Here is a 17,124-nt window from a genome sequence, read left to right as displayed (position 1 = left end):
GGTAAGAATTTTCAATTTGTTGCTAATTTTTTGTTAAATTTATTTAAGCTAATTCAACAAACCATTGACATTTTTTCTTAGATTTTATTCTTTTCGCAAGAAGGGAAGTCTAGTTGCCATCTTTCTGATGGTACAATTGACGTTCTCTCAAAATTCATCCATTACCATTTCGGGTGATTCTAAAACTTCTTCTCAGTTCTTTCGGGAATTGGAAGACAAATCCGGTTATTCTTTTTTCTACCTCGAGGATTGGATTGAAAATATAGAGGTGACAGAAAACTTTATGGATGCTTCGATTACCGAAATCCTTAATGCTATTTTATCCGATACATCATTGAACTTTTACGTTCTGGAGGAGGAGAATCGAGTATTTCTATTACAGAATACAGTAGTTTATGATGGACTTCCACCTAGTTTTTATAAGCAAAATGATTCAATTGCGGAAAAACTAGGGGCGATTGCCCAAGGAAACCTTCCCCCTCCTATATTCTACAATGATGAAGTGTCGCAAACCTCACAAGACCTTCCAGTGGTCCGAATTGGACGAACGGATGAGCAAAATTTAAGGTCTACATATAGATTATCGGGCCGAGTGATAAATGCTCAAACAGGAGCGCCCATACCTGATTTGGCCTTAAGAGTAAGGGGGGGCAATGGTGTTGAAGTGACTAACGAGCAAGGAGAGTATGAACTTGTTTTGCCTGCAGGTTATAATGTGATAGTCGCCAGTGCTATGGGAATTATGGATTCGGAACGAGAGGTGATCATGTACAACGATGGAACCTTGAACCTTCAATTGCAGGAAAGTCTAGAGCAATTGCAAGAGGTAGTAGTGGAGGCAGATGCCGGGAGCAATGTAGAGGACGCTATATCCGGTAGTGAGGAGATAAGCTCAGAAGAGTCAAAGGATATTCCACTGATTTTGGGAGAACGCAATATTTTGGAGGTGGCCAAAGCACTTCCTGGAATTTCATCGGCAGGTGAAGGTGCAACCGGATTGAATGTGAGAGGGGGGAAAACGGACCAAAACTTGGTTTTGCTGGATGATGCCGTAATCTATAATCCTACTCATTTCTTCGGCATATTTCAAGCATTGAATCCGTTTACCACAGAAAAGGTAAATATTTATAAAGGCGCACCACCGGTAGAGTTTGGAGGGCGACTTTCATCGGTATTGGATATCGAGACCAAGAATGGGGATACAGAAAAGATATCAGGGGAGGGATCCATTGGACCGGTAACAGGTAATTTGGCTTTGGAAATCCCACTAAAAAAAGAAATATCTTCATTAATGATTGGTGGAAGGGGAGCCTATGCTGATTGGATACTTCAATCGTTGGACGAGGAATCCTTGAACAATAGTGAGGCATCATTCTTTGATGGAATTGTAAAGTACCACCATAAATTCAATGAAAATAGTGAGATACGAGGAACCGCATACTACAGTAAGGATAATTTCAGTATAACTTCAGATTCGCTATACAATTACAGTAACCGATTAGGTTCGATTCGCTGGGCGCACAAGCTTAGCGAAAAAACCACGGGAGTCCTTACGGCAAGCAATAGCAATTACAATTTTGGTATTGATTATGATGACGAGGGCAATAGCAATTTCGAATTGGACTATAGTATCAATGAATCGGAACTCCGATATAGGTTGAATACCCGTTTGAGCGATGCGCATACATTCGATTACGGGCTTTCTGCAAAATATTACGCAGTGGAACCCGGAAATGTTGAGCCTAAGGATTCCGATTCCAACGTAGAGCCCATTTCCATCGATCAAGAGCAGGCCTTGGAAGGGGCGCTCTTTATTGGTGATGAGTTTAAGGTGTCCGACAGGTTGCTGTTCAATGTGGGGGCGAGGTACGCTTTTTATGTGGCCATGGGAGAGGCAACACAAAACACCTATCAGGAGGATGCTCCTCGGAGCGAGACCACTGTTCAAGATACCATTGCTTATGGCAGTGGTGAATTCATAAAAACCTATGGAGGGCCGGAGGCAAGGGTGTCGGCCAGATATTTATTTGCCCCGGACTTCTCTATAAAAGCCAGCTTTAACAACTCCTATCAATTTATTCACACACTCTCTAACAATACCACCGTTTCACCCATCGATACTTGGAAACTATCGGACTTGAACATTAAACCTCAAAAGGGATATCAGGCCACCTTTGGGCTTTTTAAAAATTTTAACGGAAACATGTACGAATTGAGTTTGGAGGGATATTATAAAAGGATGGATGATGTTCTCGATTTTAAAACCGGAGCCGACCTATTGCTCAATGAAAATGTGGAGACCGAAGTGCTTCAAGGGGAAGGTAAGGCATACGGTGTTGAATTTCTTTTAAAGAAAAACAGGGGCGACTTAAACGGATGGGTCAGTTACACCTACTCCAGATCTAAATATAGATTTGATGGGGATACTAGTGAGGAACGCATTAATAATGGGGAGTTTTTTCCGTCAAATTTTGATAAGCCCCATGACCTGAGCGTTATTGCCAATTACAAGTTTACAAGACGTTATAGCGTGTCCATGAACTTTGCATACCAAACTGGTAGGCCCATTACATATCCCGTGGGAACTTTTAGGTTCAACAATGCGGATTATGTCACTTTTAGCGATCGCAACAAATTTAGGATACCCGATTATTACCGTTTAGATCTGGGAATCAATATAGAGGGTAATCACAAAAAGAACAAGTTGGCCCATAGTTTTATCACCATCCAAGTGTACAACGTACTTGGAAGAAACAATCCATACTCTGTGTTTTTTGTAACAGAAGAGGGCGAAGTAAAAGCATTGCAAAGCTCCATTTTCGGAGTCCCGATCCCTTCTATAACCTATAATTTCAAGTTTTGATGAGGTCTTATAAGTTTAGATATCGAATTGTTTTGTGCCTACTGCCATTTATGGTTTTATGTGCATGTTTGGATGAGCTCGAGATTGAGACACTAGGAGAAGAGGGACAAACCCCTTCCTTGGTCGTGGAAGCTGGGTTAACTGACGAGGTGATCACGCAAAAAGTGTATTTGAGTCGTAGCAGTCTTCATTTGGACCTTGAGACGGACACAATTTATAATCCCTACATCCCCTTGGGAAGCCGGCCGTTGGATTCGGTGGATATGGAGGGTGGCGCAACAGTAAGGGTTATTGGGGATAATGGTGCTGAATTCAGCTTTACCGAAGACGATGAGGGTATTTACCTTTCCAACCAACAATTTGCCTTGGAAATGGGGGTTTCCTATATCTTGGAAATAGAGACCAGCAGTGGTGTGGAATATGAATCGGACCCATTGATCGTACCGGGAAAGTCTCAATTAACCAATGTGTATGCAGAAAGAGCCATAAGTGACAACGGAGAGGAAGGGATTGCCATTTATGCAGATAGCGAACCACAGCAAGGCAATACACAGTTTTATAAATATGTTTACGAAGAAACCTATAAAATAGTGGCACCGTATTGGCAAAAAGATGATTTTAGGTTAACAAATTATGACCCCTGCGCTTTACCAGTGCCAACTTATACGTTGGAAATTGTGCCCAGGGAGATACAAAATAAGGTGTGCTACAATACAATTTCCTCAACGACAATAGACCAATTAAGTACAGCAGGTCTGCCAGAGAGCAATATTTCAGGAAAATTGGTCCGTTTTATAGGAAAGGATAATTTTGTCATTTCCCATAGATATAGCATTTTGGTGCAACAACAGGTACAATCAGCTGATGCGTATTCTTTCTATGAAACCCTGAATTCGTTTTCCCAGTCGGATAATGTATTTTCCCAAATACAGCCAGGGGCTATCTATGCCAATGTACATAGAAAGGATGGAACCAGTGAGAATGTTTTGGGCTATGTGGAGGCCCTGGGAGTTTCGGATTGGCGGCTATTTTTTAATTTTGATGATTTTTTTCCAGAAGAAGATCTGCCGCAATATGCTTTTGGATTCAACTGTGGATTGTATACATCTCCAGAATCTCATGGATCTTATTGTAGCCCTGACGCAGGGTCAGATGGATGCCCACAGTCTGTTATAGAGCAAGTGAATTTGGGGTTGATCTGCTATTATGAAGATTATTACGAAGGGTTGGTGCCCAATGCGTCCTGTCCTGGTCCGTATATCTTTGTGCCAAGAATATGTGGGGACTGTACACTTTTGGGAAGTAATGTAGAACCAGATTTTTGGGTGGAAGAATGAGTTTTAGGAAATACACATATGGCTGGGTGATTGCTTTATCGATAGTTGGCTGTGTGGAGCCTTTTGAGGCAACTTCGGAAATACTTTCCGATACCAGCATGGTGGGAGCCTTGGTGGTGGAAGCCAATATCACAGATGTGGAAACGGCTCAGAGAATTTTCCTAAGTCGAATGCAGCGAGTGGAAAGTGATAGCACTGTTAATGTGGAAGAAGAAAGGTTGTTCAATACCAATGCTCCTTTTGTAATAGAACGTGGACTTCAACCTGATTTTGAAAGAGGAGCGGAGGTTGAAATTCGTGTGAACAATGGAACGGTTTACCGATTTGAAGAAACTGAGGAAGGTACTTATGAATCCGTTACGTCATTTAGAGCCGTTCCAAATGCTTCCTATCAATTGTTTGTCTCCACTTCCAATGGTGAAGAATATTCCTCGGCCCCCATGCAGCTGCCGGAAACCTCTACCATAGATAATGTTTATGCGGAGCGTATGGTTAGTGATGCTGGTCTTGACGGTGTTGGTATTTTTGTGGACACCTCTTTTGAATCTGACGGAAGTAAGTTGTTTCGTTATGCTTACGAAGAAACCTACAATATTATAGCTCCCTATTGGACACCTTACGAATTTGAGATCATAAGGGAAAACCAAGAGATTATAGAATTTAGCAATGGAGATATTGAGGTTTTGTATCCTGATGTTCAATTGGTGCCCAGAGAAAGAGAGGAGCAGGTTTGTTACCGAACCGATTTTTCTAATGGAGAAGTTTTGTTAAATGGCAACAGACTCAACGGAAATAGGGCAGAACGTACCATGGTTCGGTTCATAGGAATCGATAATCCAATTATATCCCATCGTTACAGTATTTTGGTAAAACAAAGAGGAGTTTCGAGAGAAGCTTTTGATTTTTACGAAAAACTGGTTGCATTTTCCCAAAGTGAGTCGCTTTTTAGCCAAGTACAGCCAGGTAGCTTGGAGGGTAATATGTCCAGTGTTGACGGTAGTGTTCCTGTAATCGGATTTTTTGATGTGAGCACCGAGGTTAGCGAACGCCTATATTTCAATTTCGAGGATTTGTTCCCGGGAGAACCCCTTCCTCCATATTTTGGGACCGTCAATTGTGAAAATCCAATCGCTCCGATTCTTGGTAATCCAGAAAGAGATGGCCCCTCTCTACCTCCTCCGGCAGATTGTGCCAGACCTCTAATTGGTAGTATTAAACTTGGATTGGTGGAATATTACCAAGATAACGCTACTCTACCGGATGAATGTGAAGGTCCTTATTTTGTTGTTCCTACAATCTGTGGAGATTGTAATGTAGTTGGCTCAAATGTAAAACCCGATTTCTGGATAGATTAAAAAACAAAACTTATGAAAAAACATTGGATAGCTTTTCTGATTCTAGTAGCTGTGACCCTACAAGGGCGGGCCCAATATGTAATAAGTAGCGAGGAAGAATTACAAGACCTGAAAAGCTTGCCTCAGGAAAAGGTCTATGTGCACCACACTGGGCCAATTGTATTCACGGGCGAATATCTGTATTACGCCTTTTATTGTTTCAATGCACAGAATAACCGTGCCAGTAATGTGAGCTTTGTTGGATATGTGGCCTTGGTCAATCACCTAGGGGAGTATGTGTTGGAACAAAAAATTCGATTGCAAAAGGGTAGGTCTCAAGGAGACTTTTTTATCAATACCGATGTGCCTTCAGGAAATTACAAACTGCTGGGGTATACCCAATGGATGAAAAACAACGGCATGGAGCAGGTGTTCAAGGATGATTTGGTCATTATCAATCCTTATCAGATAAATCAATCCCAACTCCTATCGGATAATTGGGAAGAAGAAAAAATGGTAACCGAAACAGTAGGTCAACCTGTAGATTCCAGCGTTATACAAATAAAATTGGCCAAAATCGATATCGGGACCAGAGAAAGGGTAACCGTCAGTTTAAAAAACTACAAGTCACAGTTGGGGTATGGGAATTACACGTTAAAAATTCAAAAGAAGGACGAAATGCAAGTGAAGCCACCCGAAAACGCCATTACATATGCCAATACTTATTTTGGGGTCAAGGGAGAATTAGATAAAGCCGTAGGCGATAGTATTTTGTTGCCCGAACAACGGGGCGAACTTTTGTTCGGTAAAGTAACCGATGCAGAAGGTCAACCTTCCGTAGGTACAAAAATGGTGGTTTCCGTTCCAGGGGAAGAGTTTTTGCTCAAATTTGCCATAACTGACGGTGGCGGGAGTTTTTATACCTATTTGCGGAAAGATTATAAGCAGGGCAGGGCCATAATGCAAGTAGCCGAAAATAAGCAAGATGTAAACGTTATTTTAGGTGAAGTACCAAAACTTGACGCTTCCGGGTTGGATTTTAAAAATTTTTTATTACAGCCCGGATATTCCGGGTTCATTAAAAAACGAAGCATTCATAATCAGTTGGAGAATCAATTCTTTTTTGTAAAGCCCGATTCCGTATTATTGGGAACTCCTATCGATCCTTTCGACGGTGGGATGTCACAGACTATAAATTTGGACGATTTTACGCGTTTTCCCACTTTTCAGGAAACACTTGTTGAAGTACTCAATTATGCGGGGTACAGAAATAATCCTGATGGCAGCGATTATATTCGGATAGCCCAAGATTTTGAAACATACAATGAACGGGCCAATGATTTTCCTGCCATTCTGTTGATTGATGGTGTCTATATTCCGGACCATGAAAAGGTGAAGAATTTTGATGCAAAGCAAATTGAATCCATCAGTCTGGTACGCGATCAATTTAGAATGGCAGGAAAGGATTATCAAGGAATGATGTCCGTAAAAACCAAAGATGGAAACTATTTTGAAGATTATGCACCCGAACATGGTATAAATGTTTCTATAAAAAAAGCCTCTCCTCAAAAGAACTATTTTAAACAGCGATACAATGCGGAAGACTTAAAAGGAAAGCGGGTTCCGGATTACCGTAGAATCCTATTATGGGAACCACATATTGAGATTGCCGACGAAGATTTACAATTTGAGTTCTATACTTCGGACTTAACGGGCGAGTTTGAAGTTGTCTTGGATGGATTTACTACCTATGGGAAACCAATTTCTGTTTACAGGACGATTTTGATAGAAGATGGTAGTCAATAAATGTATTTTTAAAGAGCAACTCAAAACAGTATAACATGAAACCATTTCTTTACACCATTATTTTAACAATCCTGACCGTATTTTCCGGTCCTATGCTTGTTGCACAGGAAAAGTTTGATGCAGAAATTGTATCCGACCTACAAAAAACAAAGCAATTTGCTTTTGGTGTCAGTGAAGAGCGGCATTTTAGGGGGGTGTTAAATTTGTATGATAAACTCTTGGCAAGCGGTGTAGAAATCACTGATTATGAAATTGTTGCAAAGGGAAAGTTCGTGAAGAACTTGGTGAAAGGTTCTGAGTTGGAAGACTTGTATGAAGAGTATAAGGGAAAAGTTCGAGTGAGTGTATGCAGTGTGGCCATGAAAAAATTGGGGGTTTCTGAAGACCAGTTAATTTCGGGCATGGAACCTGTTGCCACATGGACTGTGCGGGTACTTCAATTACAAGCGAAGGGCTATAATGTCCTAACGTACTAATTGTTGTAGTGAAAAATATGGATAACAAAAAAAAACGCCAAGCTTTGCTCTGGCGTTTTTTTTTTGTTCGTGACCTCAACGGGACAGAGTTCAAACTTTTTGAAGGAGGATATCGAAACTATTATCGCTAAATCATTTAATATTAGAAATACAAAGGAGGTCACTGAATTTAACGATATCCTACATTTTTAAGGAAGGCTACAAAACAGTATTGTAATAATTGTAGTGGATTTCATTTTAAGAAAAATTTTGAATAATCTGAACCCGGATAGTGTCAATTTAAAAAAATATTCATAAGTTTAATACTACAAATAGAAAGGCATTTTATTGCATTAACCTAAAACTATAATTATGAACAAAAGTGAAGATTTAAAAAACTTCAAAGTCGAAGAACTAGAGCAAAGATTAGAGATGGCAAAGTGGAAAAACGAGAGTAATTATGCTTGTACAAGTGGTGATTGTAGAGGCTATATTGGAGCTAGTTACACTTTCTAAACCTATCAAACTTTTGTCATCCGGATTCATGATAAATGAATCCGGATTTCTTTTGCCCTAATATCCTATATAATTTCTTTATTAATTCGTTGCAATTCAGCTAAATAATTCAAATAGATGTATATTGTTCTAAACGAATTAGTCTTAATATTTACCAAAAGATGCCTGATTTATGAAAAAGATATACTTTATTGTCTTTTTTCTTGGGAGTATTCATCTACATTCTCAAATAGTTTTGGATTCGATGACCAGGGAGCCAATACAGTTTGCCCACATCACTGATGAAAAAGGTCAGGGAACAACCACAAACGAAGTTGGAAAATTTTCAATTGATTATTTTGTCGAATCCAATAATATAGAATTCTCTCATTTAGCTTATCGAAAAAAAAATATCAAAAAAAATAACTTAAGTAAAAAGGATACAATTTGGTTGAGTCCTTATATTATCAGTTTGGAGGAGGTCTTTGTTAGGGGAGAAACCGCAAAGGATATTATAATAAAAGCTATTAAAAGCATCCCACAGAATATAATATCGAATCCATTTAATCTTTATGGCTTTTATCGTGAAAGTGTACAGGAAGATGGAAAAGGCGCTATGTTAACCGAAGTTTCTTTTATGACTTATAATGAAGGAGACAATAATCCCCAAGGCTATCAAGCAGAAATCATTCAGGGTCGTCGAACAGAAAACCACACAAAGCTAAATTTAGATGCCGTTGGGGGCATAGCCACGATTGTTCGGAACGCCGATATGGTACGTTCAAAAAGCAGAATGTTCGATATTGACAATCTTTCAGACTATACTTTCAAATATGTTGGAGAAATCGAATCTAGGGAAAACCCTATTCTCATTATCGGGTTCTCACCATCAAACGACAATATCTATAACAACAATATGGGTAAAATTTATATTGAAAGAGAAACCATGGCAATTGTTCAGATAGAAACGCAAAAAGATCCAGAAAAAATTAAAGCGATTGTGGCATCATCCCTTGAGGGGAAAAAATCAAAAAAGCCTGTATTTATATTAATAGAGGCAAAAGCAACGATAAAATATCGTAAAGTCCATGATAAATATTTCCTTTCTTTTGTTGAAGTGGACAACGTTAGGAACGGCATTTTAGGCCAAGAAAGCTACAGGTACAGTTCAAACGCCAAATATATATTGACGCGTGTAGAACACATATCACCAAAAAAGTTGTCTACTAACTACGATGTTGAAGAAGGATTTAACAAACAAGTTATTGCAATACCAAAGTTGGAAGGCTGGAATGAGAACAATACAATGTTCTTCAGTGAAGAGGAAAGAAAGATATTAAAGGACATAAGGGATTTACGTAATTGATTTTTAAGAAAATTATATAAACAGTGATTGGTTGATAAGTACAAAATATTTTTTTGATTACAGAGATGACAATCTTTTCAAAGAAGCGATTGAAAATGTACAGATATACTTGAATGGGCTTGGCTATCCCAAGGAAGTAATCGATAATATTTGCTACCAAAAGTTTATCCGGAACAACCCTGATTACTATTTATATTACCCATATCTTTTCAATTCAGCTTTCGATTTTTCTGATAAAGAGGTGTTGGATATGTTGTCAATCGCTGGATTTCTTTACTATCGGTCCATTATTTTGATGGACGATATTTTTGACAACAAAAAAGAAACATCGAATTTCAACGTCTTTCTAACAATTAATATCTGCCAAGAGGAAACTGTCAAGATATTATCGACTTTCTTTGAAACTGATTCTGAATTTTGGGAGATATGGGGCAAAAGAAAATTTGAATATGTTAAGGCTTATAAATTGGACAAGCAAAGCCACAATATATCTTCGTTTGCGGAATATGAGGTTTTATGCGATTACAAGTCTTCTTTTGGAAAAATAGCGATAGACGCTCTATTTGTACTTACAGGGAAACATTATCGAAATGAATACCAAAACGTTCTTAAATCGCACAAGGATTTTTATGTTGCTTTTCAAATATTGGATGATGTTTCAGATTATGAGGAAGACTATATTAATCAGCAGTTCAATATTTCAAAAAACCACTTAGAAAAGAGAGTCGATGACATTGAATCATATAGTTTAGGTGATCAAAAAAAGCTTCTTTATCTGGAAGGTGTGGCCGAAGAACTATACTTAAAGGCTTATGAACATATTATAAAGGCCTTTGAATTTGTGAGAGATTATAAAGCGCCCAGATGGAAGGATGAATTGCAGCGGATGCAAAATACAATTACAATAAACAACCTGAATATAAATGGATATATAAGATTTAATAAATACTTGAAATCACAACATATTGATAGATCGAGTAATGGTTCGGGCAAAATAGAAAATTCCGAAGTCTTACATTATTTATTTGAAATTCAAGAAGAAGATGGTAGTTGGACAGATTATTTTAATGATGCAGGGAACAGTAATGTTTGGACTACTTCCTTTGTATGCTATTTTTTATCTCACTGGTACAAGTCCCATTTTGATTTGAGTAAATCAAAGGAGTTTTTACTTTCCAATCGCTATGAAGAAAAGAATTTATGGGGATATAATTCAAACTGGATACCAGACGCAGACTCTACGTCCTTCACAATACTTGCCTTACATAGTCTGGGAACTGATTTCTGTGAAGACGAACTTGAAGAATGGTTCAGTTTTCAAAATGAAGATGGAGGTTTTTGTACCTATAGAAATGAAAAAGAGCTATTGGCTTCACTAAACACCAAGGAAGTTAATAACGTTGAAGGTTGGTTAAATTCACATTTCTGTGTTAGCGCTGTTGCATATTTAGTTTTTTGTCAGCTAGGCATTAATAATGATAAAAAACGAAAATTGGAGTCATTTCTAATTGATAAAATCGAAGATTTAGATGAAGTACCATACTGGTGGACAAGCAGGGATTATGCAATTTCTTTCTTGGTGTTAGCATGTTGTATCAATATGAATAAAAAAATATTCAACCTTTGTTGCAATGAATTAAATAAAAAATCCAATCCTGTCAAGGATGGGGCTCATAATATATTTTATGTTGCCTTGTGCCTTTTGAGCAGAATCAAGTCCAAGCATATTTTTAATTATGATAATCTGCCTGATAAACTTTTGTCGGAAATTTTGTTAAATGCCCAATTAGAAAATGGCTCATGGAGGGGAAACTATTCTATGAGAATACCCTCACCGGATATATTAGATCCTGAAAAACAAATCTATGGATGGAAAAAGGATAATAAAGGAACAAACATTGTCTTGCAAGACTTTAATGGGGTGTTCACTTCTGTTGTCTCTTTTGTTGCATTGGAAAACTATAAGTCGAGCCTAAATGGACGTTAAAAGCAAAATACCTGTTTTATCACCAAACATTGAAATCCTTCCTTTTGATAAGAACGAGTTTATCATAAAACAAACTGAATATGGACATCGCATAAATGTCAATAAGGATACTTTGGATATAATTAAATTAGTGGACGGTAAACGGAATCTTCAAAAGATAAATGAACTTTATGGTATACACAAAGGTGTGTCTGCCAATCTGCTTGACAATTTATTATTTGGTACCTTGGCCACTTACGGGATTATAGAATCAGCAAATGTTGAAATTAAGAAAATAGGAAAGCCCTCTTATTTAAAGCTAAGTTTCACATTGCTAAAGAATAAGACCATATTGCCAATAGTGAGGCTTATGTCCCCATTGTTCTCAGATAAATTATTTTACTTTTTACTGGCTATTTTTTCTTTGGTCGTTTTTGGAACATTAATCGCTCATTTTAACTCCATCAAAATAGGTCTTGAAAATCTCAACTTTGGTCAATGGGCATTATATATTTTATTTGCAGGTACAGTGTTGTTTTTCCATGAAATGGGACATGCTGCCGCCTGTCATCGATTTGGTGCTAAATTTGGGGATATTGGATTCGGTTTTTACCTACTTTCACCAGTGATGTTTGCCGATGTTTCAGATATATGGAAATTAAAACCGAATAAAAGAATCATCGTGAATCTATCTGGAATCTATATCGAATTACTGATTGCCTCCATATTGGTTTTATTTTTTTTTATAACTCGGACAAACAATTATTTAGTATACAGCTCGGCCATATCATTGTCATTGCTGGCTAATTTGAACCCTTTCCTTCGTTATGATGGATATTGGGTATTATCGGATATGATTGGGGTTCCAAACCTAAGAATGGCATCAAATAAAATTTTAAAAAAGGTTTTTCAAAATGAAACATCTATTCGTCACTTGAGAGGCAAAGATTTTTTTTTGGTATTTTATGCACTGACGAGTCAAATATTTATATTAATTGTACTAGGCGGAATATTGCTTTATGATTCGAATGGTATAATAAAATTCCCGGAAAATGTTTTTACTTATTTATCAGAGGTATTTTCAGGACGCTCAAGACCAAAATTCTCGGATTTGTATAGGTTTATATTACCCATCATTTTTTATGTTACTGTATTCAGTTTTCTATTTTCATATATAAAGGAGCGACAAAAAAAATGAAAACCTATAGTAAACATATAATTTTTTTTGCTTTACTCTTCACAATCTCTTTCGGATTTGGTCAAGAGACTCGACTTATGTTAAATGGCACGGTCAAAAGCCTTAACACTGAGGTTGAAGGCGTACACATTCTAAACCTTACTAGCAAGAGAGGGACCATAACCGATTCGTATGGACGTTTTTCTATAGGTGTCATATCAAAGGATACACTATTATTTTCATCTGTTCAACTAAAGCATAAATATCTGGTTGTAACAGAGGATATTTTATCCTCCAACCATTTGAGGATAGATTTAGAGGAGCTTATCAACGAATTGGAAGAAGTGGTTGTAAGACCATATAATCTGACTGGAATCTTGGACAAGGACATTTCAGCATTAAGGTTATCAAAAAATGTTGATGCTTCTTCTTTGGGGCTTCCCAATGCCGATGTGAGGGTCCTTTCCCAATATGAACGAAAACTGTTTGAAGCTGATAATGGAAAGTTTGTTAATTTGTATGGACACTACTTTGGATTGGGAATTAGCATCAATCTGCATAAAATTCTAAATAGAGCATCGGGGAGAACCAAAAAGCTAAAAAAATTGGTAGAACAAAATGAACAAACTATTAAATTAGAGGAGTTTGAGTATTTGTTCAACGATTCCCTTCGATTGCAGGAATTAAAAATCCCCTTTTCAAAAAAAGAACAATTTTTCGTTTATTGTCTCGCTGATTCCAATTTTGTTGATCTCATAGAAGCCGAAGACCACTTGGGAATATTAGAGCTTATTAAGAAGAAAAGCAAAATATTTATATCAGAAAACCGACGCCAACCTTTTTGATTCGGATGCTTTCGCACACTTCGAATCTTTAGCCTGATTCTAGTGTAGCCTTCCCTAAAAATGTAGCCTTCCCTAAAACGGTTTATCGGGACATTGTAGCCTTCCCTAAAAATAGGACAGCTTAAAATTAGAATTTTCTAACTTTAAATTTTAACTGTCACATGAAAAAAAGCAAGTTTACCGAGAGCCAGATCATCAAGGCACTGAAAGAGAACGAACAAGGTCGGAGCGTCGGGGAGATATCCCGGGAGTTGGGGATCGACAAGAGCACTTTCTACTATTGGCGCAAGAAGTACGGGGGCATGGAAGTTGCCCATATGAAGCGCTTGAAGGAGCTTGAGGAGGAGAACCGCAGGCTCATGCAGATGTACGCCGATGCCAGTTTGGACATCCGTATGCTCAAGGACGTACTGTCAAAAAAGTTCTAGGGCCTTCCGACAAGAAGCAGCGCGCCAAATATCTCCAGGAGACGTATTCGGTATGCATATCGCGTTCCTGCGGGGTGCTGGACCTTGCGCGGTCAATGTGGTACTACCATAGCAGAAGGGACGACACCGAGGTGATCGACGCCCTTTCCAAGCTGGCCGAAGAGCTGCCGACAAGGGGATTCGAGGTATATTACAAGCGTTTGCGTCGCGAAGGCCACAACTGGAACAGAAAACGGGTGCTGAGGGTCTACAGGTCCATGAACCTAAAACTCAGGAGGAAGCACAAGAAGAGGCTTCCCGCAAGGACCAAGAACCCATTGGAGGCCCCGATGGAGCTCAACGAGGTCTGGAGCATGGACTTTATGGCCGATGTACTGTCAGATGGGAGGAAGATAAGGGTGTTCAATGTGATGGACGACTGCAACCGGGAGGCCCTGGCCATGGACGTGGGGCTTAACTATCCAGCTATAAGGGTGGTGGAGACCTTATCACAATTGGGGGAAGAAATAGGCCTGCCAAAGACCATACGCTGCGACAACGGCCCTGAGTTCATATCCAAGGCACTATCGCAATGGTGCAAGAGCAGACGGGTGGAGCTGCAGTTCATCCAGCCCGGCAAGCCCATGCAGAACGGATATATGGAACGACTGAACAGGTTTTACAGGGAGGATGTGCTCGATGCCTATTGGTTCAACGACCTGCACCAAGTAAGGACACTGACCCAAAAATGGATGGAGGATTACAATACAAGGCATCCCCATTCATCCATCGGGGATATGCCGCCCAGGGAATACAAGAACCGTTTCGGGGAAGAATTCTTCCCCGAAACAGACAACATTAATGATAATTTTATGAATTTAGCGATGTCCTAAAAGGGGTAAGGCTACATTTGCACTATACACCACGCAAGATAATTGGATTTTAATAGCTTATTGCCAAATGAGAAATGCCTTTCGGGCGTTTAGGCTCGACCGCATTCAAAACCTAGTAGTAACCGATAAAAAATTCAATCCACATAAAATAACCTTGGAAGAATATTTTGAGGAATGCAGAAAAAATTGTCTTTCAACCCCTGACACACCTTTGACATAAGGTCAATCTAACTTTGCATCGAACAATAAAATTTAAAACTATGCAAACGGTAAAAATTGAGCCTTTTAACGTTATTGGAATTAAGGCAAGGACAACAAATGAAAACGGTCAATCAGCAAAAGACATTGGAGAATTATGGGCAAAATTTTTAACTGAAAAAATCGCTGAAAAAATCCCCAATAAAGTTGAGAATTCAATTTTCTCGATTTACACAAATTATCAGGGAGACTTCACACAACCATACGAAACTATTTTAGGTTGCAAGGTAAGTTCATTGCGAAAAATACCCGAAGGAATGGTTGGACAAGAATTTGAAGGCGGAAATTACTTGAAATTTGTTTCTAAAGGTAGTTTGAATGAAGGAATTGTTTATAAAACTTGGGAAGGAATTTGGAAATCAGGGATAAACAGAACTTACTCGGCAGATTTTGAGGTTTACGGAGAGAAATCGCAAAACCGAGAAAATGCGGAAGTGGATATATTTGTCGCGGTTAAAGAATAAATAATGGAACTAAAAACCAATCCGAAAGTAATTGAGAAATTTGAGAATTATCCTGATTTTGTTAGGGATAAGATGCAATATTTGCGGGAATTGGTAATTGAAACGGCAGAAGAAATGCAGGATATAGCCGTTTTGGAAGAAACCTTAAAATGGGGAGAACCCAGTTTTGTAACTAAAAACGGCAGTACTTTGCGAATGGATTGGAAAGAAAGAACACCTGACCAATATGCTATGTACTTTCAATGTACAAGTAGATTAGTCGACACTTTCAGATTGGTCTTCGGCCACAAATTTCAATTTGAGGGAAAACGGGCAATCGTTTTCAAACTCAACCAAAAAATCCCTGAAACAGAATTAAAGGGATGCATAAAAGCATCTTTAAGGTACCATAATGTAAAAGACCAAATAACATTGGGTATTTAAAATGAAAATAATAAAGTCAGTAGTCAACAATGCCGGATTACATTTGGCCGTAGGATAAGGGACATTTTGCAAAGACCGCCGCTACGGCTTACCTACTCGACATATCCGGATGCTCTATGTGATCTGGCAACAAGTTTTATTCGCAACACATTAAAAATCAACATATACGGCCACTATTTGGCCTTATCGACGACCGATGCCGCGGTTCACAAAACCTAGAACACGTCTGATAACTGCACCATCGTTAAAGTGTAGCCTTACCCTTTTTGAAGGCTCCCCCGTTTTCGGACAGCATAAAAATCAACTATTTTTATATCTTGACGTTGTGGTAATTTTTGGATTCGTACTTTTAGTATTTTACAACGGTATTTTCTTTAACAAGACCTTTTTTCTTTTTACTAAATTAAATCTAATTTTTCCATGAAAACATTTTTTGTCCATTTTGTCTTTCTTTTATCAGGTCTTTTTTCCTTCTCACAGGTTGCTGTAGAAATCCTTGAAGAGGAAACAGCTAACCATATGGTGTTCAAGGCAAGGAATACTTTGGATGAACCTGTGGAAATTACCTTTGAACTCAGTGAGGTCACTGGATTGGAACATGATGGGCAACCCATTGTAAAGCTCGTGGAGCCGCAAAAGATCTTATTGGTGGCCGAACTCAAAAAAATCGGGGGACCTATAGGCTATGTCTACGGTTACAACCAGGTCCTTATGCCGGACAGGCTCTACGACCCAGAGGATTACAAAAAGTTTGAAAAGGGGATCGTGGTCTTCAGCAGGGATGGTTGTACGAGATGTGCCTATGCGACGGATTACCTGGTGCAGAACAAAGTGGACTTTACCTTGCTCAATTTCACCCAACATCCCGAATACGGTGCCTATATGTGGGACAAGCTCAGGGAACAAGGGGTCATCGGCAACCAAGTGGGCACCCCCGTAATTATGGTGAACGGCCGGTTGAGCCATTCCCATGAGAACCTGAAACAGTTCGTCAGGACCTTGAAACAAACCCAACAGGGGGACAAATAGACCAGT

The 17,124-nt window shown here is 38.8% G+C and carries 14 protein-coding genes and 1 pseudogene; all 15 read left to right on the top strand.

Going from position 1 to position 17,124, the window contains the following annotated elements:
• The first annotated feature begins 127 nt into the window (after window positions 1–127).
• Entirely contained in the window at window positions 128–2,863 is a 2,736-nt protein-coding gene (locus tag J0656_RS07840) for a TonB-dependent receptor (RefSeq protein WP_237688878.1), read from the top strand.
• Between the two features lie 50 nt (window positions 2,864–2,913).
• On the top strand, window positions 2,914–4,200 hold the full coding sequence (locus J0656_RS07835) for a DUF4249 domain-containing protein (RefSeq protein ID WP_237688877.1): 1,287 nt from the start codon (window positions 2,914–2,916) through the stop codon (window positions 4,198–4,200).
• Window positions 4,197–5,555 carry a DUF4249 domain-containing protein gene (locus J0656_RS07830; protein WP_207032710.1) on the top strand — a complete coding sequence of 453 codons (1,359 nt, stop codon included), beginning with the start codon at window positions 4,197–4,199 and terminating at the stop codon, window positions 5,553–5,555. Before J0656_RS07835 ends, J0656_RS07830 begins: the two co-directional genes overlap by 4 nt.
• 12 nt (window positions 5,556–5,567) lie before the next feature.
• Window positions 5,568–7,340, top strand: a complete 1,773-nt coding sequence (locus J0656_RS07825) for a hypothetical protein (protein ID WP_207032709.1) — start codon at window positions 5,568–5,570, stop codon at window positions 7,338–7,340.
• A gap of 35 nt (window positions 7,341–7,375) precedes the next feature.
• The gene (locus J0656_RS07820; RefSeq protein WP_207032708.1) at window positions 7,376–7,816 is read left to right on the top strand and encodes a DsrE family protein; all 441 of its coding nucleotides are present in this window, start codon (window positions 7,376–7,378) and stop codon (window positions 7,814–7,816) included.
• A gap of 351 nt (window positions 7,817–8,167) precedes the next feature.
• Window positions 8,168–8,311 (top strand): hypothetical protein, encoded by a 144-nt coding sequence (locus J0656_RS07815; protein WP_158657163.1) that lies wholly within the window; start codon window positions 8,168–8,170, stop codon window positions 8,309–8,311.
• 172 nt (window positions 8,312–8,483) lie between these two features.
• Entirely contained in the window at window positions 8,484–9,656 is a 1,173-nt protein-coding gene (locus tag J0656_RS07810; protein WP_207032707.1) for a carboxypeptidase-like regulatory domain-containing protein, read from the top strand.
• 31 nt (window positions 9,657–9,687) lie between these two features.
• Window positions 9,688–11,643: a hypothetical protein gene (locus tag J0656_RS07805; protein WP_207032706.1), complete on the top strand. Its 1,956-nt coding sequence runs from the start codon at window positions 9,688–9,690 to the stop codon at window positions 11,641–11,643.
• Window positions 11,633–12,820: a zinc metalloprotease gene (locus J0656_RS07800; protein WP_207032705.1), complete on the top strand. Its 1,188-nt coding sequence runs from the start codon at window positions 11,633–11,635 to the stop codon at window positions 12,818–12,820. The genes J0656_RS07805 and J0656_RS07800 overlap by 11 nt, the downstream gene beginning before the upstream one ends.
• A gap of 77 nt (window positions 12,821–12,897) precedes the next feature.
• A complete protein-coding gene (locus J0656_RS07795; protein WP_207032704.1) occupies window positions 12,898–13,644 on the top strand; it encodes a carboxypeptidase-like regulatory domain-containing protein in 747 nt (248 codons plus the stop codon).
• A 161-nt stretch (window positions 13,645–13,805) separates the two neighbouring features.
• Window positions 13,806–14,944 (top strand): IS3 family transposase gene (locus J0656_RS07790; RefSeq protein WP_237688876.1). Its coding sequence is split into 2 segments (ribosomal slippage): window positions 13,806–14,067 and window positions 14,067–14,944, totalling 1,140 coding nucleotides; the frame shifts between segments, so codons are not numbered across the junction.
• A gap of 31 nt (window positions 14,945–14,975) precedes the next feature.
• Window positions 14,976–15,164 (top strand): annotated as a pseudogene (locus J0656_RS07785) (WYL domain-containing protein); the annotation flags it as partial.
• A gap of 40 nt (window positions 15,165–15,204) precedes the next feature.
• The gene (locus J0656_RS07780; RefSeq protein ID WP_207032702.1) at window positions 15,205–15,666 is read left to right on the top strand and encodes a GyrI-like domain-containing protein; all 462 of its coding nucleotides are present in this window, start codon (window positions 15,205–15,207) and stop codon (window positions 15,664–15,666) included.
• Window positions 15,667–15,669: 3 nt separating this feature from the next.
• Window positions 15,670–16,089, top strand: a complete 420-nt coding sequence (locus J0656_RS07775) for a DUF1801 domain-containing protein (RefSeq protein WP_207032700.1) — start codon at window positions 15,670–15,672, stop codon at window positions 16,087–16,089.
• A 420-nt stretch (window positions 16,090–16,509) separates the two neighbouring features.
• Window positions 16,510–17,118 carry a glutaredoxin domain-containing protein gene (locus J0656_RS07770; RefSeq protein WP_207032698.1) on the top strand — a complete coding sequence of 203 codons (609 nt, stop codon included), beginning with the start codon at window positions 16,510–16,512 and terminating at the stop codon, window positions 17,116–17,118.
• Window positions 17,119–17,124 lie beyond the last annotated feature (6 nt).

This window comes from Flagellimonas aurea (genome assembly GCF_017313785.1).
GTDB classification, from domain to species: Bacteria; Bacteroidota; Bacteroidia; order Flavobacteriales; family Flavobacteriaceae; genus Flagellimonas; species Flagellimonas aurea.
This window is presented reverse-complemented; position numbering and strand designations above follow the sequence as displayed.